25 protein-coding genes are annotated in these 22,215 nt (G+C 61.2%); 12 read left to right on the top strand and 13 right to left on the bottom strand.

Features of this window, described 5'->3' with window-relative positions; translation table 11 throughout:
- Nucleotides 1–7: 7 nt before the first annotated feature.
- Nucleotides 8–454, bottom strand: a complete 447-nt coding sequence (locus DK871_RS03720; RefSeq protein WP_161904020.1) for a DUF4879 domain-containing protein — start codon at nucleotides 452–454, stop codon at nucleotides 8–10.
- Nucleotides 455–642: 188 nt separating this feature from the next.
- On the opposite strand from DK871_RS03720, the gene DK871_RS03725 reads away from it, so the two are divergent.
- Both DK871_RS03725 and trmA read left to right on the top strand, forming a co-directional pair.
- Complete coding sequence (locus DK871_RS03725; protein ID WP_003194342.1) at nucleotides 643–1,938, top strand: NCS2 family permease; 1,296 nt, start codon at nucleotides 643–645, stop codon at nucleotides 1,936–1,938.
- Nucleotides 1,935–3,014 (top strand): tRNA (uridine(54)-C5)-methyltransferase TrmA, encoded by a 1,080-nt coding sequence (gene trmA, locus DK871_RS03730; protein WP_106111427.1) that lies wholly within the window; start codon nucleotides 1,935–1,937, stop codon nucleotides 3,012–3,014. The genes DK871_RS03725 and trmA overlap by 4 nt, the downstream gene beginning before the upstream one ends.
- 116 nt (nucleotides 3,015–3,130) lie before the next feature.
- Here the strand turns inward: trmA and DK871_RS03735 are convergent, their stop codons facing one another.
- From DK871_RS03735 to DK871_RS03745, 3 genes are read right to left on the bottom strand one after another with little or no spacing between them, the layout of a single operon-like run.
- On the bottom strand, nucleotides 3,131–3,595 hold the full coding sequence (locus DK871_RS03735) for a DUF2442 domain-containing protein (RefSeq protein WP_161904021.1): 465 nt from the start codon (nucleotides 3,593–3,595) through the stop codon (nucleotides 3,131–3,133).
- A complete protein-coding gene (locus tag DK871_RS03740; RefSeq protein WP_161904022.1) occupies nucleotides 3,592–4,020 on the bottom strand; it encodes a DUF4160 domain-containing protein in 429 nt (142 codons plus the stop codon). The genes DK871_RS03735 and DK871_RS03740 overlap by 4 nt, the downstream gene beginning before the upstream one ends.
- Before the next feature lie 18 nt (nucleotides 4,021–4,038).
- Nucleotides 4,039–4,332 carry a hypothetical protein gene (locus DK871_RS03745; protein ID WP_161904023.1) on the bottom strand — a complete coding sequence of 98 codons (294 nt, stop codon included), beginning with the start codon at nucleotides 4,330–4,332 and terminating at the stop codon, nucleotides 4,039–4,041.
- 39 nt (nucleotides 4,333–4,371) lie between these two features.
- Here DK871_RS03745 and aroQ point away from each other — a divergent pair, with 39 nt between their 5' ends.
- Both aroQ and DK871_RS03755 read left to right on the top strand, forming a co-directional pair.
- Nucleotides 4,372–4,818: a type II 3-dehydroquinate dehydratase gene (gene aroQ, locus DK871_RS03750; RefSeq protein WP_003194361.1), complete on the top strand. Its 447-nt coding sequence runs from the start codon at nucleotides 4,372–4,374 to the stop codon at nucleotides 4,816–4,818.
- Complete coding sequence (locus DK871_RS03755; protein ID WP_375139724.1) at nucleotides 4,818–5,666, top strand: shikimate dehydrogenase; 849 nt, start codon at nucleotides 4,818–4,820, stop codon at nucleotides 5,664–5,666. The genes aroQ and DK871_RS03755 overlap by 1 nt, the downstream gene beginning before the upstream one ends.
- A gap of 141 nt (nucleotides 5,667–5,807) precedes the next feature.
- Here DK871_RS03755 and DK871_RS03760 read toward each other — a convergent pair whose 3' ends face one another.
- Both DK871_RS03760 and quiC read right to left on the bottom strand, forming a co-directional pair.
- Nucleotides 5,808–6,473, bottom strand: a complete 666-nt coding sequence (locus DK871_RS03760; protein WP_032895207.1) for a TetR/AcrR family transcriptional regulator — start codon at nucleotides 6,471–6,473, stop codon at nucleotides 5,808–5,810.
- A 77-nt stretch (nucleotides 6,474–6,550) separates the two neighbouring features.
- On the bottom strand, nucleotides 6,551–8,452 hold the full coding sequence (gene quiC / locus DK871_RS03765) for a 3-dehydroshikimate dehydratase QuiC (RefSeq protein WP_161904024.1): 1,902 nt from the start codon (nucleotides 8,450–8,452) through the stop codon (nucleotides 6,551–6,553).
- 226 nt (nucleotides 8,453–8,678) lie between these two features.
- Between quiC and DK871_RS03770 the strand changes: the two genes are divergently transcribed.
- On the top strand, nucleotides 8,679–10,013 hold the full coding sequence (locus tag DK871_RS03770; RefSeq protein WP_161904025.1) for an MFS transporter: 1,335 nt from the start codon (nucleotides 8,679–8,681) through the stop codon (nucleotides 10,011–10,013).
- Here the strand turns inward: DK871_RS03770 and DK871_RS03775 are convergent, their stop codons facing one another.
- Nucleotides 10,014–10,892: a DMT family transporter gene (locus DK871_RS03775; RefSeq protein WP_003194370.1), complete on the bottom strand. Its 879-nt coding sequence runs from the start codon at nucleotides 10,890–10,892 to the stop codon at nucleotides 10,014–10,016.
- A gap of 199 nt (nucleotides 10,893–11,091) precedes the next feature.
- On the opposite strand from DK871_RS03775, the gene DK871_RS03780 reads away from it, so the two are divergent.
- Genes DK871_RS03780 through DK871_RS03790 form a run of 3 tightly spaced genes read left to right on the top strand, consistent with a single transcriptional unit; the run spans nucleotide 11,092 to nucleotide 13,413 of the window.
- Nucleotides 11,092–11,505 (top strand): lipoprotein, encoded by a 414-nt coding sequence (locus DK871_RS03780; protein WP_161904026.1) that lies wholly within the window; start codon nucleotides 11,092–11,094, stop codon nucleotides 11,503–11,505.
- A 45-nt stretch (nucleotides 11,506–11,550) separates the two neighbouring features.
- Nucleotides 11,551–12,438: a neutral zinc metallopeptidase gene (locus DK871_RS03785; protein ID WP_014720040.1), complete on the top strand. Its 888-nt coding sequence runs from the start codon at nucleotides 11,551–11,553 to the stop codon at nucleotides 12,436–12,438.
- Nucleotides 12,439–13,413 (top strand): alpha/beta hydrolase, encoded by a 975-nt coding sequence (locus DK871_RS03790; RefSeq protein WP_161904027.1) that lies wholly within the window; start codon nucleotides 12,439–12,441, stop codon nucleotides 13,411–13,413. It begins immediately after the preceding gene.
- A 132-nt stretch (nucleotides 13,414–13,545) separates the two neighbouring features.
- Here the strand turns inward: DK871_RS03790 and DK871_RS03795 are convergent, their stop codons facing one another.
- From DK871_RS03795 to DK871_RS03805, 3 genes are all read right to left on the bottom strand, one after another.
- Nucleotides 13,546–14,133, bottom strand: coding sequence for an HAD family hydrolase (locus tag DK871_RS03795; protein ID WP_161904028.1), 588 nt, complete (start codon nucleotides 14,131–14,133; stop codon nucleotides 13,546–13,548).
- Entirely contained in the window at nucleotides 14,130–14,999 is an 870-nt protein-coding gene (gene tesB, locus DK871_RS03800; protein ID WP_003194379.1) for an acyl-CoA thioesterase II, read from the bottom strand. Before tesB ends, DK871_RS03795 begins: the two co-directional genes overlap by 4 nt.
- 159 nt (nucleotides 15,000–15,158) lie before the next feature.
- On the bottom strand, nucleotides 15,159–15,728 hold the full coding sequence (locus tag DK871_RS03805; RefSeq protein ID WP_161904029.1) for a GNAT family N-acetyltransferase: 570 nt from the start codon (nucleotides 15,726–15,728) through the stop codon (nucleotides 15,159–15,161).
- 76 nt (nucleotides 15,729–15,804) lie between these two features.
- Between DK871_RS03805 and DK871_RS03810 the strand changes: the two genes are divergently transcribed.
- Together DK871_RS03810 and DK871_RS03815 are read left to right on the top strand one after the other, a co-directional pair.
- Nucleotides 15,805–16,725, top strand: a complete 921-nt coding sequence (locus DK871_RS03810; protein ID WP_161904030.1) for a histone deacetylase — start codon at nucleotides 15,805–15,807, stop codon at nucleotides 16,723–16,725.
- A 171-nt stretch (nucleotides 16,726–16,896) separates the two neighbouring features.
- Entirely contained in the window at nucleotides 16,897–18,123 is a 1,227-nt protein-coding gene (locus DK871_RS03815) for a TIGR03862 family flavoprotein (protein ID WP_161904031.1), read from the top strand.
- A gap of 121 nt (nucleotides 18,124–18,244) precedes the next feature.
- Here DK871_RS03815 and DK871_RS03820 read toward each other — a convergent pair whose 3' ends face one another.
- Both DK871_RS03820 and yedA read right to left on the bottom strand, forming a co-directional pair.
- Complete coding sequence (locus DK871_RS03820; protein WP_161904032.1) at nucleotides 18,245–19,579, bottom strand: DEAD/DEAH box helicase; 1,335 nt, start codon at nucleotides 19,577–19,579, stop codon at nucleotides 18,245–18,247.
- 48 nt (nucleotides 19,580–19,627) lie between these two features.
- A complete protein-coding gene (gene yedA, locus DK871_RS03825; RefSeq protein WP_003194388.1) occupies nucleotides 19,628–20,524 on the bottom strand; it encodes a drug/metabolite exporter YedA in 897 nt (298 codons plus the stop codon).
- A gap of 160 nt (nucleotides 20,525–20,684) precedes the next feature.
- On the opposite strand from yedA, the gene DK871_RS03830 reads away from it, so the two are divergent.
- On the top strand, nucleotides 20,685–21,146 hold the full coding sequence (locus tag DK871_RS03830; protein ID WP_014720049.1) for an Lrp/AsnC family transcriptional regulator: 462 nt from the start codon (nucleotides 20,685–20,687) through the stop codon (nucleotides 21,144–21,146).
- A 187-nt stretch (nucleotides 21,147–21,333) separates the two neighbouring features.
- Here DK871_RS03830 and DK871_RS03835 read toward each other — a convergent pair whose 3' ends face one another.
- Nucleotides 21,334–21,600, bottom strand: coding sequence for an acyl carrier protein (locus DK871_RS03835; protein WP_161904033.1), 267 nt, complete (start codon nucleotides 21,598–21,600; stop codon nucleotides 21,334–21,336).
- 216 nt (nucleotides 21,601–21,816) lie between these two features.
- Here DK871_RS03835 and DK871_RS03840 point away from each other — a divergent pair, with 216 nt between their 5' ends.
- Complete coding sequence (locus tag DK871_RS03840) at nucleotides 21,817–22,125, top strand: DUF6124 family protein (RefSeq protein WP_032895196.1); 309 nt, start codon at nucleotides 21,817–21,819, stop codon at nucleotides 22,123–22,125.
- Nucleotides 22,126–22,215: the final 90 nt, after the last annotated feature.

Below are 22,215 nucleotides of genomic sequence, written 5' to 3' on the forward strand. Positions count from 1 at the left end.
TGATTGATCAGTGGATATTGAGGGTGGTCGTCAGGGTATTTTGCGGCGGGTTGATCGATGAATTGCTGTACACAAAGCCGCCTGGGCCTTCGACATCCAGGTCGAACACATAGATGTAGCCCATCAACGTGCCTGCGCCATCGCATGCCTGGCTGATGTTACCGACCTGGCAGACCGCCGTGCGCTGGCCGTTGAGTACCGCACCATTGAATTGCCCGACGGGGTTGTTGCCCAAGCCCACTTCCATCACCGAAACCTGGGTGGGCCCACGGTGCGTGCACATCTGCGTACTGCTGGCGCGCTCCGGGATGGTTTCCGTGCAACGCGTCGATTGCACTTGGAACACCCGCACCTCGCTCAAGGCCGGTGCAGTCGCGCCCCATGCCGGTGCCGCGCCCAGCCACAGGCTGATACTGGCGATCAGAGCTAGACTCCACGGGTTGGCTTTTTTCATGCTGTCGATGACCGGCTGTTGAACGTCGGCGCAGTATGCCTCAAGCCCATGCGCCACACAGCCTCGGCTGCTGGTATGATGCGCCGCTTTTTCCGATCCTCTCTGAATCCACAAGCGCTTGGCGCAGTTTGTGCTTTGACTTAGAGGTCAACAAATCACGACGCACACTCGCGTCACAGGGAGCCGGCATGCTGGAAAAGCTGTTTCAACTCAAAGCCCACAACACCAATGTGCGCACCGAGATTCTCGCGGGGATCACCACCTTCCTGGCCATGGCCTACATCCTGTTCGTGAACCCGAGCATCCTCGGCGAGACCGGCATGGACAAGGGCGCGGTGTTTGTCGCCACCTGCCTGGCGGCGGCCATTGGTTCGACCGTGATGGGCCTGATCGCCAACTACCCGATTGCCCTGGCACCGGGCATGGGCCTCAACGCCTTCTTCACCTACACCGTGGTCCTGCACATGGGTCACACCTGGCAGGTGGCGCTGGGCGCGGTATTCATTTCGGCGGTGCTGTTCTTCCTGCTGTCGATCTTCCGCATTCGTGAGTGGATCATCAACGCCATCCCCCTGCCGCTGCGCTCGGCGATTGCCGCCGGCATCGGCCTGTTCCTGGCGCTGATCGCCCTGCATAACGCCGGTATCGTGGTGAGCAACCCAGCCACCATGGTGGGCCTGGGCGACCTGAAACAACCGGCACCGATCCTGGCCACCCTGGGTTTCGTGCTGATCGTCGCGCTGGAAGCCCTGGCCGTACGCGGCGCGGTGCTGATCGGCATCCTGGCGGTGACCGTCGCCTCCATCGTCCTGGGCTTCACGCCGTTCATCGGCGTGACTTCGGTACCGCCGTCTCTGGCCCCGACCTTCCTGCAGCTGGACATCAAGGGCGCGCTGGACATCGGCCTGGTCAGCGTGATCTTCGCCTTCCTGTTCGTTGACCTGTTCGACAACTCCGGCACCCTGATCGGCGTCGCCAAGCGCGCCGGCCTGATGGGCAAGGACGGCCATATGCCGAAAATGGGCCGTGCGCTGATCGCCGACAGTACCGCTGCCATGGCCGGTTCCCTGCTGGGTACCTCGACCACCACCAGCTACATCGAATCGGCCGCGGGCGTGAGCGCCGGTGGTCGTACCGGCTTGACCGCCATCGTGGTCGCCATCCTGTTCTTGCTGGCGCTGTTCTTCTCGCCACTGGCCGCCAGCGTGCCGGCCTATGCCACCGCGCCAGCCTTGCTGTTTGTGGCGGTGCTGATGAGCCAAGGCCTGGCCGAAATCGACTGGGACGACATTACAGTAGCAGCGCCGGTGGTGATCACCGCCCTGGCGATGCCCTTCACTTACTCCATCGCCAACGGCATCGCCTTCGGTTTCATCGCCTGGACCGCCATCAAGCTGCTTTCGGGCCGCTACCGTGAGCTGAACCCGGCACTGGTGATCCTGTCGATCCTGTTTGTGATCAAGCTGGGCTGGTTCAACGCATGACTTTTGACGCCGCAAGCTACACCGCTCAACTGCAAGACAAGGTCACGCGCCTGCGTGACCTGCTGGCACCGTTCGACGCACCCGAGCCGCAGGTCTTCGACTCGCCGCTGCAGCACTTTCGCCTGCGTGCGGAGTTCCGCCTGTGGCGCGAAGGCGGCGAGCGCCACTACGCGATGTTCTCCCAGGAGGACAAGCGCACGCCGATCCTCATCGAAGAATTCCCCATCGCCAGCCAGCGCATCAACCAGTTGATGCCGCAACTCAAGGCCGCCTGGCAAGCCAGCGCAGCCCTGAGCCACAAGCTGTTCCAGGTGGAGTTCCTCACCACCCTGGCCGGCGACGCGATGATCACCCTGTGTTATCACCGCCCGCTGGATGAGCATTGGCACACCGCCGCGAACAAATTGGCCGCTGAGCTGAATGTGAGCATCATCGGCCGCTCCAAGGGCAAGCGCGATGTGATCGGCCATGACTATGTGGTGGAAAAACTCGACGTCGGTGGCCGCACCTTCAGCTACCGCCAACCCGAAGGCGCGTTCACCCAGCCCAACGGCACGGTGAACCAGAAGATGCTCAACTGGGCCTATGAAGCGCTGGGCGACCGCCCGGACGATTTGCTGGAGCTGTATTGCGGCAACGGCAACTTCACCTTGCCGCTGGCGACCCGCGTGCGCAAGGTGCTGGCCACCGAGATCAGCAAGACCTCGGTGAATGCGGCCCTGAGCAACCTGGATGAGAATGGCGTGGATAACGTCACCCTGGTGCGCCTCTCCGCCGAAGAACTCACCCAAGCCCTGAACGACGTGCGCCCGTTCCGCCGCCTGCACGGCATCGACCTGAAAAGCTACGAGTTCGGTAGCGTCTTCGTCGACCCGCCCCGCGCTGGCATGGACCCGGACACCTGCGAGCTGACCCGGCGCTTCGACAACATCCTGTACATCTCCTGCAACCCGGAGACGCTGGCGGCGAACATCGCGCAACTGCACGACACGCACCGGATCACCCAGTGTGCAATGTTTGACCAGTTCCCGTGGACGCACCATATGGAGTCGGGTGTGTTACTGACCCGCCGATAAACCTGCAGGTTGTAGGAGCGAGCTTGCTCGCGAAAAACGTCAACGATAACGCGTGCTTCCTGGATAAACGCGGTGCCTGTGGGTTTTTCGCGAGCAAGCTCGCTCCTACAGTTTATTCAAGTGTCTGGCGTCTCTGGGGGCTGCGGTACGTCCTTGCGTGGCCGCCCACCCTTCTTGCCATTGGCCCGGGCCGCTGCGGTCTTGGCCGCGCTGCTTTTGCGACCATTGCGCGATGCCACCAGGCTGGTTGCCAGGTCCATCAGCGGCTGGCTTGTAGCGATCAACCCTGTGATCGAAACATCCAGGTCCTGAGCCTCACAGCTAATCGCCTTGCCACCGAACGTCACTTCCAACTGCTGGAAATCCTTCGCTGAAAACCCTTCGAACTCCGGCAGGCCAGCCACCGGCAACACGACGCGGCTGCCATCGCTGAAGCCAATGGAGAGGCACTCGTTTTCATAACGTACGTTGCTGGCGTTGGCGTACAGGCGTTTCAACTTGCGCCCACGGGCGATTGCCTTGTCAACGTCGGCCTCAGTGAGAGGTACATAAGGTTTGACCTTAGCTTTTACGATCTTCATAAATTAATCCCCACGCAATCTGGCGCTCTTACCAGATTCAAAATAGTCCGTTGCTCGACAACGTCGTGCCGGGCGCTTGCGATGACGTAGACGCCCGGTCGAATGACCAACCCTGGAACCAACTCACCAGCGTCCCAATTCCAGGAATGATTCTCCAGGCAAACCGTCTGCAGCTTTTCCCACCAGATCCTGCGTGCCCGCGCCAAGTAGTGCCGCTGCATGATCGCCCCGCGTATCTCTTTCAGAAGTGCTATGGGTGGCCGCCTCCGTTCAGGCTCTACATCCCACAACTCAACTTCCCCATCCAGGAAACTGAAACGAAACCGCGCATCCCATCCCTTGCCCCTGACATGCACATGGGGCGGGCAATGCTCATCCCTGATAAACACCGAAATGACATAGCCTTTGTAAGCACCTACTTTCATCGTAACCCATCCGTTAGGTTATTTTCCGTCAGGTAACAATTTCCCTCTGCACACCCGACAACCGGCTCCTATTCCCGAAGCTGTTTCACAGATTAGTAACCATAAAAAACCCGGCGAATGCCGGGTTGTAACCACTGATGCCAAACGCTGGAAATTCCCTCCAAAGCCCGCAAATCTTCCTCGTTCAGCAACCCCGCGCAATACTTCAACTGAATACGCGCCAGCCGTTGATGGAGCACCTGCCTTGATTAAACGTTCGATCACCGAACAGATCCGCTGCCATCCATTGACCAAATTAACCAACCAGTACATTTTGACTCCACAACCAATAAGAACTGTGGAGAAGCCTCTATGCCGCCCATCGTGCTGGTGCTCAACGGCCCCAACCTCAACCTGCTCGGCACCCGCGAGCCTGCCACTTATGGCCATGAAACCCTGGCTGACATTGCCGCCCTGTGTGGGCGCAGCGCCGACAAACTCGGGCTGACCATCGAGTTTCGCCAGACCAACCACGAGGGCGAATTGCTCGACTGGATCCACGCCGCCCGCAACCGCTGCGCCGGTATCGTGATCAACCCGGCGGCCTGGACCCACACCTCGGTCGCAATCCGCGATGCCCTGGTGGCCAGTGAAGTGCCGGTGATCGAAGTGCATTTATCCAACGTGCACGCCCGTGAAGCCTTTCGTCATCACTCGTTTGTGTCACCGATCGCCAAGGCCGTGCTGGCCGGGTTTGGCAGCCATGGCTACCACCTGGCCCTGGAACATTTCAGCCATACGCTGAAGGGACGCACCTGATGAAGCCACGCATTCTCGCCGGCCTGATCGGCGCCGGCATCCAGGCCTCACGCACCCCGGCACTGCACGAACAGGAGGGCGACGCCCAAGGCTTGCGCTACCTGTATCGCCTGATCGACCTGGAGCCGCTGCACCTGGACCTCAACGCCCTGCCAGAATTACTGCGGGCCGCCGAACTGATGCACTTCACCGGGCTGAACATTACCTACCCGTGCAAGCAGGCGATCCTGCCGCTGCTCGATGAACTCTCCGATGAGGCCCGGGGCATTGGCGCGGTCAATACCGTGGTGTTCAAGGACGGCAAGCGCATCGGCCATAACACCGACTGCCTGGGATTCGCCGAAGGCTTTCGGCGCAACTTGCACAACGTACCGCGCCAACGTGTGGTGCAGATGGGCGCCGGTGGTGCGGGCGCGGCGGTGGCCCATGCGCTGTTGGCAGAAGGCGTGGAGCAGTTGAGCATCTTCGATGTCGACCGCACCCGCGCCCAGGACCTTGTGGATAACCTTGCCCGGCAGTTCGGTGCCGGTAGCGCTCAAGTCGGTAGCCACCTGGAAAACGCCATGGCCGAAGCCGATGGCCTGGTGAACACCACGCCGATGGGCATGGCCAAGCTGCCCGGCACGCCGGTGCCAGCGGCGTTGTTGCGGGCCGAAGTGTGGGTAGCGGAGATTGTGTACTTCCCGCTGGAAACCCAACTGCTGCGTGACGCTCGCGCCTTGGGTTGCCGTACGTTGGATGGCGGCAATATGGCGGTGTTTCAGGCGGTGAAGGCGTTTGAGTTATTCAGCGGCGAGGTGGCGGATGCAGACCGGATGCTGGCACATTTTCAGAGCATGAATACCTAGGGATGCAAACCCATCAAAATGTGGGAGCTGGCTTGCCGGCGATAGCGGTGGGCCAGTCAACCTATGGGGTACTGACAGACCGCTATCGCGGGCAAGCCCGGCTCCCACATTGATTGGGTTCAGCCATGAAAACGGGTGCTCTCAGGCTTGCAGGTAGCGCAGCACCGACTCGCAAATCATCTCCCGATGGCGCTGCTTGATCGCCTCATCCGACAGCTCGATTTGGAAAATCTCGCTGAAGGTATGCCGGTTGGACACCCGATAAAAGCTGAACGAGTTGATCAGCAAGTGCACATCCAGCGGCTCCAGCCCTTCGCGAAACAGGCCCAACTCAGCCCCGCGGCGCAAGGTCTCCCCCAGCCCTTCCAGGATTTTGCTGTTCATCGCCTTGATGGTCTCGGTGCGCTTGACGTACTCGGCGTTGTGGATATTTTCGATGCTGACGATGCGCACGAAATCCACGTTCTGGTCGTGGTGATCGAAGGTGAATTCCACCAACCGGCGAATCGCCTCACGCGGCTCCAGAGCGGTGAGGTTCATGCGCGTTTCGGTGTTGCGTATATCGCCGTAGAGCTTCTCCAGCACCTCGACGTATAGCTGCTCCTTGCTGCCGAAGTAGTAATAGATCATGCGCTTGGAGGTATGGATGCGCTCGGCGATGGCGTCCACGCGTGCGCCGGCCAGGCCCTGCTGAACAAACTCGACAATGGCTTCTTGCAGAATATTTTCGCGGGTCTTTTCCGGATTGTTCTTGCGACTCTTGCGCGGTGCGTCTGACACAGCGCAGAGGTCAGGGGTCAAGGTCATGGTGCGCTCACGGCGATTGCTTGGGCAGGCCCGATTATGGGCCGAGGCGCTCCCCGAAGGAAGCACCCACCCTGCCCTTATAAACGGGCCTGGCGCACCGCACCGCTGCGTGACTTGGCCATCGCCGCCAGACGCACCGCCACGTTGGCCGCGCCGTAGCCGGCATAGCCGTGCTTGCGCTGGATGATCTCGAAGAAAAACCGCCCTTCGAACGGCTCGGTGTACACATGAAACAGCTCACCGCCCTGGGCGTCGCGGTCGTACAGCACGTTGTAGTACGCCAGTTCGCTGAGGAACTCATCGTCAAAATCGAAGCGCGCCGCCAGGTCGTCGTAGTAGTTGAGCGGGATGTCCAACAGCGGCACACCGGCTTCCTTGGCGCGGCGCACTTGCGCAAAAATGTCCGCGCAGTCAAAGGCAATATGGTGCACACCCGAACCACGATAGCTGGAGAGTGCGTGGGAAATCGCGGTGTTGCGGTTTTCGGAAATATTCAGCGGCAGGCGGATCGAGCTGCAACGGCTGCGTAACGCACGGCTCTTCACCAGGCCGTAAGGGTCGGGCAGCACCACTTCGTCATCGGCTTCGAAATCCAGCAGGCTTTTGTAGAACAGCACCCAACTGTCGAGGCTGTCGGCCGGCAAGGCCATGGCCATGTGGTCGATGCGCAACAAGCCGCCGCTGGCGGGTGTGGCCGCCTGCAGGTTGAAGTCGGTGTCGTACAAGCCACCTTCGCTGGGGTCTACCAGGTAAATCAGGCTGCCGTCCGGCGCACGCACGGCGGCCAACTCCAGCTCGTTGGGGCCGACCAGGCCGCGGTAAGGCTGGCCCTTGTAGGCCACCGCCCGCTCCAGGGCCTTGGCACTGTCCTTGACCCGCACCGCCGTGGCACACAACGACGGGCCATGGGCCTCGAAAAAGTTGTGGGCAAAGGAATAGGGTTCGCAGTTGAGGATCAGGTTGATATCGCCCTGGCGCAACAGGCTCACATTCTTCGAGCGATGCTGGCCGGCCCTGGCGAACCCCAGGCGTTCCAGCCAATTACTCAGTTTGGCGCCAAGGCTTTCATCCACGGCAAATTCCAGGAACTCGATACCGTCGTACTCGCTGGCCGCCGGGGTTTCAAACAGGATGTCCACCGGCGCAGCGGGGGCTTCCTGCGCCAGGCGCTGGCGGGTTTTTTCTTCCAAGTACAGCAACGAGCGCAAGCCATCCGCCGCATTCGCGCGGGTGGGCGCGGCGCGGAAACCATCGTTGAAAATTTCCAGGGACAAGGGCCCGCTGTAGCCACTTTTGATGATCGGCGCAAGAAAGCCCGCCAGGTCAAATTCGCCCTGGCCTGGGAAGCAACGGAAATGCCGGCTCCACTCCAGCACATCCATGGACAGGATCGGCGCGTCGGCCATCTGCACGAAGAAAATCTTGTCGCCCGGGATCTGGGCGATGGCACTCGGGTCGCCCTTGAGCGACAAGGTGTGGAAGCTGTCGAGCAACACACCCAGGCTCGGGTGGTCGACCTGGCGCACCAGGTTCCACACCTGCTGCCAGGTGTTCACATGCTTGCCCCACGCCAGGGCTTCATAGCCGATGCGCAGGCCGCGCTTGCCGGCGTGTTCGGCCAGCAGGCTCAGGTCATCAAGCAGAATACGTTCGTCACCCACGCTGTCGGCCGAGGCGTTACTGCACACCAGCACCAGGTCGGTGCCCAGCTCCTGCATCAAATCGAATTTGCGTTCGGCGCGCTCCAGGTTGCGCGCCAGACGATCGCGGCGGCAGCCTTCGAAATCGCGAAACGGTTGGAACAGGGTGATGGCGATGCCGAGGTCGGCGCACATTTGCCTGACTTCCCGGGGGCTGCCGTCGTAATACAACAAGTCGTTCTCAAAGATCTCCACCCCATCAAACCCGGCGGCGGCAATGGCTTCGAGTTTTTCCGGCAGGGTGCCGCTCAAGGACACAGTGGCAATAGAACGTTGCATGGAAGACTCCCGGCAATTGTTGTTTGTGGCAAATTATTCGCCCCCAGCCTACAGGCAGCAATTAAAATGTACGAACCGGTTAGTTTTTGGTGCGATTATCGAACACTAAGCCCCTTTGGCGAATTGACGACTTTTTAACCACTGCGCACCATCGACCGGGCAATTCGTTCACGTAACAAAGACCCAGAACACACCATAAGAATTTCAAAAAACGGGTACAAACCTCATGCCTCTGCAAAATCCAGCCCTGGCCACGCGCCCGGGCAACCCGCACGCCGGTATCGGCGACAAGATCCGCGGTGCCCTGGCCGTGGGTAAAACGCGCTGGGGCATGCTGGCCCTGGTGTTCTTCGCCACCACCTTGAACTACATCGACCGCGCCGCCCTAGGCGTGATGCAACCGATCCTCGCCAAGGAAATGAGCTGGACGGCGATGGACTACGCCAACATCAACTTCTGGTTCCAGGTCGGCTACGCCATCGGCTTTGTGCTGCAAGGCCGCCTGATCGACCGAGTTGGCGTCAAGCGTGTGTTCTTCTGCGCCGTGCTGCTGTGGAGCCTGGCCACCGGTGCCCATGGCCTGGCGACTTCGGCAGTCGGCTTTATGGTCTGCCGGTTTATCCTCGGGCTGACCGAAGCGGCCAACTACCCGGCCTGCGTCAAGACCACACGCTTGTGGTTCCCGGCGGGTGAACGCGCAGTGGCCACCGGTATCTTCAACGCCGGCACCAACGTCGGCGCGATGATGACGCCGATGCTGCTGCCGTTGATCCTGCACGTGTGGGGCTGGCAGGCGGCGTTCCTGTGCATGTCGGCACTCGGCGGTATCTGGCTGGTGCTCTGGGGCTTGAAGTACTACAACCCGGAAGACCACCCCACCGTTAAACAATCCGAATTGGACTACGTGCAACAGGAAGTCGAACCGGAACAACCCCGCGTGCCGTTCAGCCGCATCCTGCGCATGCGTGGCACCTGGGCCTTCGCCCTCGCCTACTCGCTCACCGCGCCGGTGTTCTGGTTCTACCTGTATTGGCTGCCGCCGTTCTTGAACCAACAATACAACCTGGGCATTAACGTGACGCAGATGGGCATTCCGCTGATCATCATTTACCTCACCGCCGACTTTGGCAGCGTGGGCGGCGGGATCCTGTCGTCATTCCTGATCGGCCGTGGGATGAACTCGATCAAGGCGCGGTTGTTGTCGATGCTGCTGTTCGCCTGCTGCATCGTCGGCGTGATCATGGCGGCCGGCTCCAGCCAGCTGTGGGTCGCGGTGTTTGCCATCTCCCTGGCCATCGGCGCGCACCAGGCCTGGACCGCCAACATCTGGAGCCTGGTGATGGACTACACGCCCAAGCACATGATGAGCACGGTGTTCGGCTTCGGCGGCATGTGCGCGGCCATCGGCGGCATGTTCATGACCCAGATCGTCGGCCACATCCTCACGGTGACCAACAACAACTACACGATCTTGTTCACCCTGATCCCGGCGATGTACTTCATCGCCCTGGTGTGGATGTACTTCATGGCGCCACGCAAGATCCCCACCGTAGACGTTTAACTAACGCCGCCGCTGCTGCCAGGCAGCGGCCAACCCGCTCATGCAGATCACCCCGATACCCACCACCGTGGTCATATCGGGGGTATGGCTGAACACCAGCCAGCCCAACAAACCCGCAAACACGATCTGGCAATAGCCAAACGGCGCCAGCAAGGCCGGCGCCGCGAAGCGGAACGCCTGGGTGAGCATCAAGTGTGCGGTCATCCCGCAAGTGCCCAGCGCCAGCATCATCACTGCGTGCCACAGCGTCGGCACTTGCCAGAAGAACGGCACCATCGCACTCATCACCAAGGTGTTGCACAGGCCGGCGAAGAAGTTGCTGGTGGTCGGGCTGTCGTATTGGCTGAGGATGCGCGTGAGCAACTGGTAGAAACAGAAGAACAGCGCCGAGCACAGCGGCAGCAATACCGCCGGGGTAAACAGCTCGCCGCCGGGGTGGATGATGATCACCACGCCGATAAACCCGCAGATCACCGCCAGCCACTGGCCACGGGTCACATGCTCACCCAGCAACGGTACCGACAGCGCCGTCACCAGGATCGGCGCCAGGAAGTTCACCGCCGTGGCTTCGGCCAAGGGGATGTAATGCAGCGCCGTGGTGAAGAACAGGCTGGTGCCCAACAGGCATAACGCCCGCACCACCTGCATGCCCGGCCGCTTGCTGCGCAACACGCGCAGGCCCGATTGCGGCAGGAAGATCCCGGCCATCAGCAAGGTGTGCACCATGTAACGCGCCCACACCACCATCACGATCGGGTAAAACCCGGCCAGGTATTTGGACAAGGCGTCGTGGCTGGAGAACAGGAACGTCGCCAGCACAATCAGCAGGATGCCTTTGAACGGATGGTTGACGCCGGAGAGCGGGGTACTGACAGTCATTGAATTCTCGTGTGTGGCAAGCGGGACGCTGAGCACTGAACCCAGTAGCGCTCAACCCGGTAATCTAGCAGCCGGGCCGGAGTCTGCCCCAAGAGCATAACCAAACACCGGGCGAACAGCGCACTAAATCGATGGATCCGAGTCCAACGCTGCACGCTCGCCCCAGCGTTGCACCCTTTTTAACCAAGGCCTTGCCGCTATGAAAAAAATCCTCTTTGCCCTGTCTGCCCTCGCCCTGCTCGCTGCCTGCGACAAAGCCCCGAAAGAAGCCCCCAAGCCCGCGCCCGCTTCCGTGCAAGCGACCCTGGTGCCCGAGACCCCGCCCACCGATAAATGGGTCGGCCAGTGGATCGGTGTCGAAGGCTTGCACCTGACCATCGCCAAGGACGACAGCATTGGCCGTGGCCACTACCTGCTGACCATGCAATACGGCCTCGACGCCGATGACGCCGGCACCTTCAAAGGTGAGGCCACTGACGACGGCATCGCCTTCACCCGCCCCGACGGCCCGCAGCTGTTGCGCGCTGGCGATGGCGCCGCCACCGGCTTGAAGTGGCTGGCAGATAAAAAAGACTGCCTGATCGTTGCCACTGGCGAAGGCTATTGCCGTTAATACCGACCATAATCAATCACGGTTAGCACACAGAGGATTGCTCCCATGCTATGGAAAAAAGGCCGACGCAGCGACAACGTGGTGGATGCCCGTAATGACAGTGGCGGCGGCGGTGGCGGTATGCGCTTCGGCGGCGGCAAGGGCCTGAGCCTCACGGCCATCGTGCTGATCGTCGGCATTGGCTGGCTGACCGGCCAGGACCCGATGCAGATCCTCGGCCAATTGACCGGCCAGATGGAACAAGCGCCGTCGGTCAGCACCCAGCCGCGTCAAGCGCCGCCAGCCAACGATGAGCAAGCCGACTTCGTGCGCGCTGTGCTGGGCGATACCGAAGACACCTGGGGCCAGGTGTTCCAGGAAAACGGGCTGGCGTATAAGAACCCGAAACTGATCCTGTTCCGTGGCCGGGTCAACTCAGCCTGTGGTGGCGCCACCTCAGCCAGCGGCCCGTTCTACTGCCCGGCAGACCAGCAGGTGTACCTGGACCTGGACTTCTTCCGGGAAATGTCGCAACGCTTCCAGGCCGCCGGTGACTTCGCCCAGGCCTACGTGATCGCCCACGAAATCGGGCACCACGTACAAACGTTGCTGGGCATCTCGTCCAAGATCCAGGCGGCGCGCCAACAGGGTCGGCAGATGGAAGGCGACGGTGGCCTGCTGGTTCGCCAGGAACTGCAAGCCGACTGCTTTGCCGGCGTGTGGGCCAACCATGCGCAAAAACGCCTGAACTGGCTGGAACCCGGCGATATCGAAGAAGCCCTGAACGCAGCCAATGCCATCGGCGATGACCGCTTGCAGCAGCAGGGCCAGGGGCGCGTGGTACCGGACTCGTTCACCCACGGCACCTCGGCCCAGCGCGTGCGCTGGTTCAAGACCGGCTTCGCCCAGGGCCAGATCACTCAATGCGATACCTTCGCGGCCAAGAGTCTCTAAATGATCAAACAGTTGGGGTTACTGCTGGGCGTGCTCGTGTCCTGTTGCACCTTCGCGGCTGAACACGGTGTCAAGGTGGTCAGCCCCGATCGCTTTCATCTGGAGGCCGGCGACCTCAGCCTGGGCCTGAGCCAGGATTGGCGCCAACCACTGCCCAAGGTCACACGCGCATTGATCATCGTGCATGGCCGCCTGCGCAATGCACAAACCTACCTGCACAGCGGCATCGACGCCGCCGAGCATGCCGGGGTGGGCGGCAATACGCTGGTGATCGCGCCGCAGTTTCTCAATCAAACGGACGTGAAGCGTAACCACCTGGACGATCAGGTTTTGCGCTGGAAGGGCAACGACTGGATGGCCGGCGAAGCCTCCACCGGCCCAGGGCAGATCAGCTCTTATGGCGCTCTGGACCAGCTCATCAAGCACTTGGGCAACCGCAAACTGTTCCCGGCGCTGAAAGAAATCGTGGTCGCCGGGCATTCCGGTGGCGGCCAAGTGGTGCAGCGCTTCGCCCTCACCGGCCACGACCACCCACTGCTGAACACCGAAGGCATCCGCCTGCGGTATGTGGTGGCTAACCCGTCGTCCTATGCGTACTTCAGCCCGCAACGCCCAGTGAAGTTCGATGCGGCCAGTTGCCCTGGCTTCAACGACTGGAAGTACGGCATGCAAAACCTGCCGGGTTACGCGGGTGACCGAGGTGCCGAGCAGTTGGAGCGGGCCTACGTGTCACGGGATATCACTTACCTGTTGGGCCAGCAAGACACCGACCCCAACCACCCGGCGCTGGATAAAAGCTGCGAGGCCGAGGCCCAGGGCGCGTATCGGCTGATGCGTGGGCACAACTACTTTGATTACCTCAAACAGCGGCATCCGCAGTTGGCTCACAGGCTGGTAGAAGTGCCAGGGGTGGGGCATGACGGGGATAAGATGTTTACCTCACCAGAGGGAGAAAAAGTGCTGTTTACCCAGTAGCAGCTGAAAGAACCCAATCAAAATGTGGGAGCTGGCTTGCCTGCGATAGCGGTGGGTCAGCTGACACTTTATCAACTGACAGTCCGTCATCGCAGGCAAGCCAGCTCCCACATTTGATCTCTGGCGCCCGGCTTAGATCATTCGGCGCAGCGCCGCACAATCCTCGGCATGCCAATCCGCCAACTCCGGCCAAGGGTTCTCCGGCAAGTTCACCAACACCGTCTTGGTCCCCGCCGCCCGGCCACAATCCAGGTCAAAGCGATAATCCCCCACCATCACCATCTGGCTCGGTGCCACGTCCCAGGCCGCCGCCAGCTTCAGCAACCCACCCGGATCCGGCTTATGCGGCGCATCATCGCGCCCCAGCACATCCTCAATGGCAAAGCAGTCCGCCAGGCCTATCGCCTCCAGGGTGATATGCGCCAATTCCCGCGCATTACGGGTCAGGATCCCCAAGCGATAACCGCGCCCGGCCAATTCCCGTACCAGCTCAACGGCACCTTCGGCCGCAATGGAACCCAGCGCCAGCTCGCGCTCATGCTCCAGCAACCAGGCATGTTTGGCCTGCGCGACATCTGCCGGCAATGCCGCGAGGTGCGTGAGAATGTCGTCTTCAGGCGGGATCTGCAGCGCCACGCGGATGGCCGCAAAGTCATGCACCGCCACCGTGAGGGTGCCGTCCATGTCGAACACCCAGTGCTTCACGTCGCAGAGGCTCATGCCCAATCCTTGCGATGGCGGATCAAACCTTCCTGAGTCACCGACGCCACCAGTTGCCCGGCGCGGTTGTACACGCTGCCCCGGGAGAACCCCCGGGAATTGCCGGCCCACGGGCTGTCCATGGCGTACAGCAACCAGTCATCGGCACGCAGGTCGGCGTGGAACCACAGCGCGTGATCGAGGCTGGCCACCTGCATGTCTTTCTGCCACACGGTCTTGCCATGGGGCAGCAACGAGGTGGTCAACAGGCCGAAGTCCGAGGCATAGGCCAGCAGGTATTTATGCAGCGCCGGCGTGTCCGCCAAGGCCCCGTCGGCACGAAACCACACGTATTTGACCGGGTCGGACGGCTGCGGGTTGAACGGGTCTTTTTCGGTGACCGGGCGCACTTCAATCGGCTTGGGGCACAGCAGCTTGTCGCGCATGTGCTCGGGGATCAGGTGCGCACGTTGCTGGGTCAGCTCCAGCTCCGACGGCAGGTTCTCCGGGCCCACTACCACCGGCATGGTGGTCTGGTGCTCGAAGCCTTCTTCGTCGTACTGGAACGAGGTCGTGCAGGTGAAGATCGGGTTGCCCTTTTGAATCGCGGTGACACGACGCGTGCTGAAACTGCCACCGTCGCGCACGCGGTCCACCGAATACACCACCGGCAACGCGGCATCGCCAGGGCGCAGGAAATAACCGTGCAGGGAATGCACATGGCGCGCTTCTTCTACGGTCTGACTGGCCGCCGACAGCGACTGGCCGAGCACTTGGCCGCCGAACAGCTGGCGAAAGCCCAGGTCCTGGCTGCGGCCGCGAAAGAGGTTTTCCTCGATCGGCTCCAGGGTCAGCAAGTCCACCAGATCTTCCAATACTTGGCTCATTGAAACTCTCCTCAAAGCAAAACGGTATCTACCTGTAGGAGCGAGCTTGCTCGCGAAGGTCGTTAACGATGACGCAGCGCTTCTGGTTTACCGCAGCGCTCTTGCGTTCTTCGCGAGCAAGCTCGCTCCTACAGGGTTCTGTTGAGCATGACCGCCTGCTTATCCGTGCAGCGTGTCCAACCATTGGGCGCGGGTGATGCGGTACAACACGTGAGGGCGCAGCGGGTCACCGGCTGCGACTTTCGGGTGTTCAAAATCTGCCTGCGGATCGTAATGCATACCGATGGCCTGCATGACTTTTTGTGAGGGCAGATTGCTCTCGGTGGTGAAGGCCAGGATTTCGTCCAGTTGCAGGCGGTCAAAACCACAGCGCAACGCCGTCCAGGCGGCCTCACTGGCATAACCCAGGCCCCAATGCTCACGGGCCAGGCGCCAACCGATTTCCACCGCTGGAGTAAAGCCGGCTTCGAAGCTGACATTCGCAAGGCCCGTCAGGCCGATAAACTCACCGGTGTCCTTGCGCTGCAAAGCCCAGAAACCAAAGCCATATTCAGCAAAATGCCCGCGTATCCGGCCAATCAGCGCCGCGCTTTCCAAATGGCTCAATTGCGCCGGGAAGTAACGCATCACCTGCGGGTCGGCGCACATGCGCGCAAAGTCCGGCAGGTCGCTGTCGCGCCATTGGCGCAGCACCAAGCGTGCACTTTCCAATTCCAGTATCAGCTCCATGGGTCCCCCTGCCTTGCCATGTGCGTGAGTGTACAGCGCTGTTAAGATCCGTCGCAGGTTCCCGTCAGAAAATCCCATGCCCTTGCCATTGATCTACCACGAAGACTACAGCCCTGAGTTCCCGGCGGACCACCGGTTCCCCATGGACAAGTTTCGCCTGTTGCGTGACCACCTGGTGGACAGCGGCCTGACCCAAGACAGCCAATTGCTGCGTCCGTCGCTGTGCCCGGCAGACATTTTGGCCCTGGCCCATGAACCTGGGTATATCGAACGCTACATGAGCGGCGAACTGTCCCGCGAAGACCAACGCCGCCTCGGCCTACCCTGGAGCGACGCCCTGGCCCGGCGCACGGTGCGTGCGGTGGGCGGCTCGATCCTCGCCGCCGAACAAGCCCTGGAACATGGCCTGGCCTGCCATCTGGCGGGCGGCACCCATCATGCCCATTACGATTATCCGGCGGGTTTCTGCATTTTTAATGACCTGGCGGTGATCAGCCATTACCTGTTGGCCAGCGGCCGGGTCAATCGCGTGCTGATCTTCGATTGCGACGTGCATCAGGGCGACGGCACTGCACGCATCCTGCACGACACGCCGGACGCCATCACCGTGTCGCTGCACTGCGAAAAGAACTTCCCGGCACGCAAGGCCCAGAGCGACTGGGACATCCCGCTGCCCATGGGCATGGGCGATGCCGACTACCTCAAGGTGGTGGATGACGCGCTCAACTACCTGCTGCCGCTCTACCAGCCGGACCTGGTGCTGTACGACGCCGGCGTGGATGTGCACAAGGACGACGCCCTCGGTTACCTCAAGCTGACAGACGAAGGCGTCGCCGCCCGTGATGAAAGCGTGATGCGCCACTGCCTGGGCCGCGACATTCCAGTAATGGGCGTAATCGGCGGCGGCTACAGCAAGGACCGCCCCGCCCTCGCCCGCCGCCACGGCATCTTGCACCACAGCGCGCAACGGGTGTGGACGTCATCAGGCTGTCATTGAAGTGTGAGCGTTACCCACAATGCCTGTGGAACGGCCTGTGGATAACTTGAGCGTAAGCGGCTGCAAGCGAGTGGCCGTATGGCCTGTAGGAAAGTGTACGTTTTTTGATCAGGCAGCGGCGTCGTGGTCGGGTAGAATGCTCGGCCTATTCATATCACCGTAGCCCTGCCCATGCCTCAGACTTCTGCCCACCACGTCTCCATTATCGGCGGCGGCCCCGCCGGGCTGATGGCCGCCGAAGTCTTGAGCCAGGCGGGCGTGCGTGTGGACCTGTACGACGGCATGCCGTCGGTGGGGCGCAAGTTCCTGCTGGCCGGCGTGGGCGGCATGAATATCACCCACTCCGAAGCGTACCCGGCATTCCTGTCGCGCTACGCCGAACGCGCCCCGCACATGGCGCCGCTGCTGCGCAGCTTTGGCGCCGAGGCGCTGTGCGAATGGATTCACGGCCTGGGCATTCAAACCTTCGTCGGCACCTCTGGCCGCGTATTTCCTACCGATATGAAAGCCGCGCCACTGTTGCGCGCCTGGCTCAAGCGTCTGCGGGAGCAAGGTGTGGTTATCCACACCCGGCATCGTTGGACCGGCTGGAATGCCGAGGGCGATTTACTTATCCACAGCCCGGACGGTGACAAGGTTGTCCACAGCGACGCCGTGCTACTGGCCCTGGGCGGCGGCAGCTGGTCGCGCCTGGGCTCCGACGGTGCGTGGCTTAACCTGTTTGAAGGCAAGGGCCTGCCCTATGTGCGGCTGCAACCGAGCAACTGCGGGTTTGAAGTGTCGGCGTGGAGCGAGTTGATGGTCAGCAAATTCGCGGGCGCACCGTTGAAAAACGTCGCCATTGGCCTTGGGGATGACAAGCCTCGGCTGGGCGAGTGTGTGATCACCGCCATCGGCATTGAAGGCAGTTTGATTTACGCCTTGTCGGCGCCGATTCGCGAAACGATCAACCGCGACGGTGCGGCCACGGTGCATATCGATTTGCTGCCCAGCAAGCCGTTGGACAAGGTGCAGGCCGCATTGGCCAAGCCCCGTGGCTCGCGGTCGATGAGCAAGCATTTGCACAGTCAGCTGGGCTTGGATGGCGTGAAGGCGGCGTTGTTGCGCGAGCTGACGCCTGCTGGGCACTTTAATGACCCTGCGCAATTGGCGGTGGATATCAAGGCGTTGCCGCTGACGCTGGTGAGGACGCGGCCGATGGATGAGGCGATCAGCACGGCCGGTGGTGTGCCGTTTGCAGCGCTGGATGAGCGGTTGATGCTCAAGCCATTGCCTGGGGTGTTTTGTGCGGGGGAAATGCTCGATTGGGAAGCGCCGACCGGTGGGTATTTGCTGACCGGGTGTTTTGCCAGTGGCCGGGCGGCTGGGCGGGGGATGTTGGAGTGGCTTAACCGCTGAGATTTGCGGTGGAGTTAAGGCCGCCATCGCAGGCAAGCCAGCTCCCACCTTTGACTGTGTTCACAATTCAAAAGGTGGGAGCTGGCTTGCCTGCGATGAGGCCATCAGCCACAACGCAAGATCACTTCTTCTTACGCGGCCCGGTGTTAAATACCGGCACCTTGCGCACCGGCTTGATCGAAGGCTCGGCCGGGGCCACTTCCCCACTGTCCACCCACTTGCCCAGGTTGCGCTTGCCGCCACCGCCAGTCGCTTTGGGCTTCTTCGGCTTTTTCGGCTTCTTTACCACCTGCCCGCTGGCATCGGTGTCTGGCACGCGGTGCTCGGGTTCGAAATCCGGTTCCATTTTGCGCGTGAGGGTCTGGCGGGTCAGCATCTCGATGGCCGAGAGCATGTTCACCTCATCGGCACACACCAGGGAAATCGCCTCGCCGGTGTTGCCCGCGCGCCCGGTACGGCCGATGCGGTGGATGTAGTCTTCGGCCACGATCGGCAGGTCAAAGTTGACCACCAGCGGCAGGTCTTCGATATCCAGGCCACGGGCCGCTACATCGGTGGCCACCAGGATCTGCACGTCGCTGGCCTTGAAGCGGTCCAGTGCGCGTTGGCGAGTGGCTTGGGGTTTGTCGCCATGGATGCCGTCGGCGTTGATGCCCAGGCCCTGCAACTTGTCCACCAAGGCGTCTACGCCGTTGCGGGTCTTGGCGAACACCAGCACTTGCTTCCAACGGCCCTTGCGCATCAGGTGCACAAACAGCTCCGGCTTGCGCTTCTTGTCCACCGGCACCACCCACTGCTTGACGGTGTTGGCGGCGACGTTGCGCGGGCTGACTTCGATGCTCAGCGGGTCGTTGAGCATCTGCCCGGCGAGCAGGCGAATGTCATCGGAGAAGGTCGCGGAGAACAGCAGGGTCTGGCGCTTTTTCGGCAACATGCGATAAATGTTGGCAAGCTCTTCGGAGAAGCCCAGGTCGAGCATGCGGTCGGCTTCATCCAGCACCAGAGTTTGCAGCTGGTTGAGCTTCAGCGCGTTCTGGCGGAACAGGTCGATCAGGCGGCCAGGGGTGGCGACCAGAATATCCACGCCCTTGCGCAGCTTCATCATCTGCGGGTTGATGCTCACACCGCCGTACACCGCGTAAGTGGTCAGCGGCAGGTGTTGGGCATACTCGGCGACGCTGGCGTGAACCTGCTCGGCCAGTTCCCGAGTCGGGCACAGGATCAGCGCACGCGCCGAGTTGGCGGCGACTTTCGGCCCTTCCAGGGTCAGCAGTTGCAGCAGCGGCAAAGCGAAACCTGCGGTCTTGCCGGTGCCGGTCTGGGCCGCGGCCATCAGGTCGCGACCGGCCAGCACTGCCGGAATAGCCTGGGCCTGCACCGGCGTCGGGGTCTGGTAGCCAAGCGTCTCAAGGGCGCGCAGCAAGGGTTCGATCAGGCCAAGGGTGGCGAAAGTCATGTAGTTACCGTAGGAAAAATTCAGCGCAAGGGCGTAATGCGCGGCAGTTTACCTTATTTCGGGTTTGGGCTTGCGCCATTGGGGCAGGCTGATCAGCAGCACCGCGCTGATGATCACCAGCATTGCCAAGGCTTCTTCCAGGCCGATGCTCTCACCCACGAACACAATCCCCAGCAACACGGCCACGGCCGGGTTCACATAGGCGTAGCTGGTCGCCGCCGCCGGGCGGACGTGCTTGAGCAGGTACATATAAGCGTTGAAGGCGATGATCGAGCCGAACACCGTGAGGTACGCCAGGGCCAGCCAGCCTTCCAGCGGCGGCATGGCCTGCAAGTGCTCGCCAGACAACGCGCTGACGATCAGCAGCGCTACGCCGGCCACGAGCATTTCCGCGGCGCTGGCCATGGCGCCTTGGGGCAGCGGCAAGTGGCGGCTCCACACCGAGCCGAAGGCCCAGGACGCCGCCGCCATCAACAGCAACACCGCGCCCAGTGGGCTCGACTGCAAGGTACTGCCCATGTTGAGCATGGCGATGCCAATGATCCCCAGCAGCACCCCGGCCCATTCCAACCGCGTATTACGCGCGCCCCAGAAAAACCCACACAGCAAGGTAAACAGCGGCACCGTCGCCACCGCCAGCGCGGCCACGCCGGACGACACGCCCATATGCTCCGCCACACTCACGCCACCATTGCCCACAGTGAGCAATAAAATGCCGATCATCCCGGCCGCCTTCCACTGCGGCCAGGTCGGCGCCGGCACCCCGCGCCACCGGAGGAAGCCGTACATCAACGCGCCTGCCGTGCAAAACCGAATCCCCGCCAGCAACAGCGGCGGCCAGTACTCCACGCCAATGCGGATCACCAGATAGGTGGAACCCCAGATCACATACAACGCAAAAAAGGCGGCGATCAACGGTAAGGGAAAGCGACGTGGGCCAGGCATTGGGCGGCTCTATGGCAGGAAATGGGAGACTTATTCTAGAAACGAAGGTGGATAAACTTAAGTTACAAAACCTGTTTAAAACGCCAATACACTTCTCAAACCACGGTTATCAAGGCTATAAACCGTGCTTTCGAAAGTGATGCGCAACCGGAGCCTTATCATGGACAAATACGACCGCATGCTCCTCAGCGCCCTGCTTGAAGATGGCCGCGCTTCCTACGCGCAACTGGCACGCACCGTAAACCTCTCCGCCCCCGCCGTGGCCGAACGCGTGGCCAAGCTTGAGGCCAGCGGCGTGATCACCGGCTACCAGGCCAAGGTGGATTTATCCAAAGTGGGCTTGCCGATTCAATGCGTGATCGAGTTGCGACTGACCAACCATGGCAGCCAAAAGGTGTACGACGCCCTGGCGGAGATACCCGAACTCACCGAATGCCACCGGGTCACGGGCGACCCATGCGTGATCATGCAAGCGGCGGTGGGCTCGATGCCCGAGCTGGAAAACCTGATTAACCGGGTCGCGAAGTTCGGCTTCAGCAAGACCTCGATTATTTTGTCCAGCGCCATAGAGCGGCGGGTGCCGTTGGGGCAGTTGGAAGCCAATGGGAAAAATGCTGGCTGAGCGATCGCGCACTGCCCGAGCGACGCAGTCAACTGTGGGAGCTGGCTTGCCTGCGATGGCGCCAGTGGCCTCACCGCTTGCCCGCCGCCCCCTGTAGGAGCGAGCTTGCTCGCGAAAGACCTGAGAGCGCCGCGTGCATTCAGGACGCCAGCGTCACCGTTGGCGTTCTTCGCGAGCAAGCTCGCTCCTACAAAGGACTCGATCTGCGCTGGACGATCAAATCGACTATCTGCTCGATGGTCGTGATGTGATCCCAATCCTCCTGCGTCGCTTGCAGCTTGAACTGCCACTTGATCTGCATGACAAAGCACGTCAGGTCGTCATCAATGATGTCGAAGTCATGGATGAAATCGGTTTGTTCCGTCACTTCGCTTCGGTCGATAAAACCAATGATATCGACGAATAGCTGGATCACTTTTTCGCTGATCTCGGCTGTGGTCGGATGATCCTTCATTTCTAGCCGCCTCTCCAAAACGTTGTCCAATAAGCCTGCCACTATTGGCCAGCAAGACCTATCCCGATCAATTGCAGGACGTTTCCGAGCAGCATTTCAAGCCTTGTTCCATCACAACGCGACCGCTAATCTGCCACACGTCATCGACCCTTCGGTGACCGGAAGTGCAAGCCGAAATTGACGGAAGGAGAGCGTTAAAGATCCCGGAGATTCAACATGGTCAAAGCAACCTCTGCTTCAACTGAAAACAAAACCGACTTCCTCAGCGAAGACGCCCTGCTCCACCGTCGTGCCATCGACTACTACCTCAAGGCATCCGCCCCGGATGCGCCGATCTTTATCCTGAATGACAACCTGAGCTTCGAAGACGCCCTGGCCCATGCGGCGGAGTTGTTGCATTGCGCGGTGGAGACGGCGAATGCGTCGGGTGAGGTGATGAAGGCGCCGCAGCGGGCGGTGATGCATTTGGTGGAGATGGCGAAGGGGGTAGTGGACCAGGCGTTGGAGTGCGCACAGCCTCGATAAACGACGCATAACCCCATGTGGGAGCGGGCTTGCTCGCGAATGCAGGGTGTCAGTCAACTTATTTAGCGACTGACACCCTGCATTCGCGAG

It is taken from the genome of Pseudomonas sp. L13 (assembly GCF_009935965.1).
Taxonomy (GTDB): Bacteria; Pseudomonadota; Gammaproteobacteria; order Pseudomonadales; family Pseudomonadaceae; genus Aquipseudomonas; species Aquipseudomonas lactis.

What these genes read in the sequence shown, in the direction of transcription:
- DK871_RS03720 (WP_161904020.1), bottom strand. Translation starts at nt 454, where the DNA reads ATGAAAAAAGCCAACCCGTGGAGTCTAGCTCTGATCGCCAGTATCAGC.
- DK871_RS03725 (WP_003194342.1), top strand. Translation starts at nt 643, where the DNA reads ATGCTGGAAAAGCTGTTTCAACTCAAAGCCCACAACACCAATGTGCGC.
- trmA (WP_106111427.1), top strand. Translation starts at nt 1,935, where the DNA reads ATGACTTTTGACGCCGCAAGCTACACCGCTCAACTGCAAGACAAGGTC.
- DK871_RS03735 (WP_161904021.1), bottom strand. Translation starts at nt 3,595, where the DNA reads ATGAAGATCGTAAAAGCTAAGGTCAAACCTTATGTACCTCTCACTGAG.
- DK871_RS03740 (WP_161904022.1), bottom strand. Translation starts at nt 4,020, where the DNA reads ATGAAAGTAGGTGCTTACAAAGGCTATGTCATTTCGGTGTTTATCAGG.
- DK871_RS03745 (WP_161904023.1), bottom strand. Translation starts at nt 4,332, where the DNA reads ATGTACTGGTTGGTTAATTTGGTCAATGGATGGCAGCGGATCTGTTCG.
- aroQ (WP_003194361.1), top strand. Translation starts at nt 4,372, where the DNA reads ATGCCGCCCATCGTGCTGGTGCTCAACGGCCCCAACCTCAACCTGCTC.
- DK871_RS03755 (WP_375139724.1), top strand. Translation starts at nt 4,818, where the DNA reads ATGAAGCCACGCATTCTCGCCGGCCTGATCGGCGCCGGCATCCAGGCC.
- DK871_RS03760 (WP_032895207.1), bottom strand. Translation starts at nt 6,473, where the DNA reads ATGACCTTGACCCCTGACCTCTGCGCTGTGTCAGACGCACCGCGCAAG.
- quiC (WP_161904024.1), bottom strand. Translation starts at nt 8,452, where the DNA reads ATGCAACGTTCTATTGCCACTGTGTCCTTGAGCGGCACCCTGCCGGAA.
- DK871_RS03770 (WP_161904025.1), top strand. Translation starts at nt 8,679, where the DNA reads ATGCCTCTGCAAAATCCAGCCCTGGCCACGCGCCCGGGCAACCCGCAC.
- DK871_RS03775 (WP_003194370.1), bottom strand. Translation starts at nt 10,892, where the DNA reads ATGACTGTCAGTACCCCGCTCTCCGGCGTCAACCATCCGTTCAAAGGC.
- DK871_RS03780 (WP_161904026.1), top strand. Translation starts at nt 11,092, where the DNA reads ATGAAAAAAATCCTCTTTGCCCTGTCTGCCCTCGCCCTGCTCGCTGCC.
- DK871_RS03785 (WP_014720040.1), top strand. Translation starts at nt 11,551, where the DNA reads ATGCTATGGAAAAAAGGCCGACGCAGCGACAACGTGGTGGATGCCCGT.
- DK871_RS03790 (WP_161904027.1), top strand. Translation starts at nt 12,439, where the DNA reads ATGATCAAACAGTTGGGGTTACTGCTGGGCGTGCTCGTGTCCTGTTGC.
- DK871_RS03795 (WP_161904028.1), bottom strand. Translation starts at nt 14,133, where the DNA reads ATGAGCCTCTGCGACGTGAAGCACTGGGTGTTCGACATGGACGGCACC.
- tesB (WP_003194379.1), bottom strand. Translation starts at nt 14,999, where the DNA reads ATGAGCCAAGTATTGGAAGATCTGGTGGACTTGCTGACCCTGGAGCCG.
- DK871_RS03805 (WP_161904029.1), bottom strand. Translation starts at nt 15,728, where the DNA reads ATGGAGCTGATACTGGAATTGGAAAGTGCACGCTTGGTGCTGCGCCAA.
- DK871_RS03810 (WP_161904030.1), top strand. Translation starts at nt 15,805, where the DNA reads ATGCCCTTGCCATTGATCTACCACGAAGACTACAGCCCTGAGTTCCCG.
- DK871_RS03815 (WP_161904031.1), top strand. Translation starts at nt 16,897, where the DNA reads ATGCCTCAGACTTCTGCCCACCACGTCTCCATTATCGGCGGCGGCCCC.
- DK871_RS03820 (WP_161904032.1), bottom strand. Translation starts at nt 19,579, where the DNA reads ATGACTTTCGCCACCCTTGGCCTGATCGAACCCTTGCTGCGCGCCCTT.
- yedA (WP_003194388.1), bottom strand. Translation starts at nt 20,524, where the DNA reads ATGCCTGGCCCACGTCGCTTTCCCTTACCGTTGATCGCCGCCTTTTTT.
- DK871_RS03830 (WP_014720049.1), top strand. Translation starts at nt 20,685, where the DNA reads ATGGACAAATACGACCGCATGCTCCTCAGCGCCCTGCTTGAAGATGGC.
- DK871_RS03835 (WP_161904033.1), bottom strand. Translation starts at nt 21,600, where the DNA reads ATGAAGGATCATCCGACCACAGCCGAGATCAGCGAAAAAGTGATCCAG.
- DK871_RS03840 (WP_032895196.1), top strand. Translation starts at nt 21,817, where the DNA reads ATGGTCAAAGCAACCTCTGCTTCAACTGAAAACAAAACCGACTTCCTC.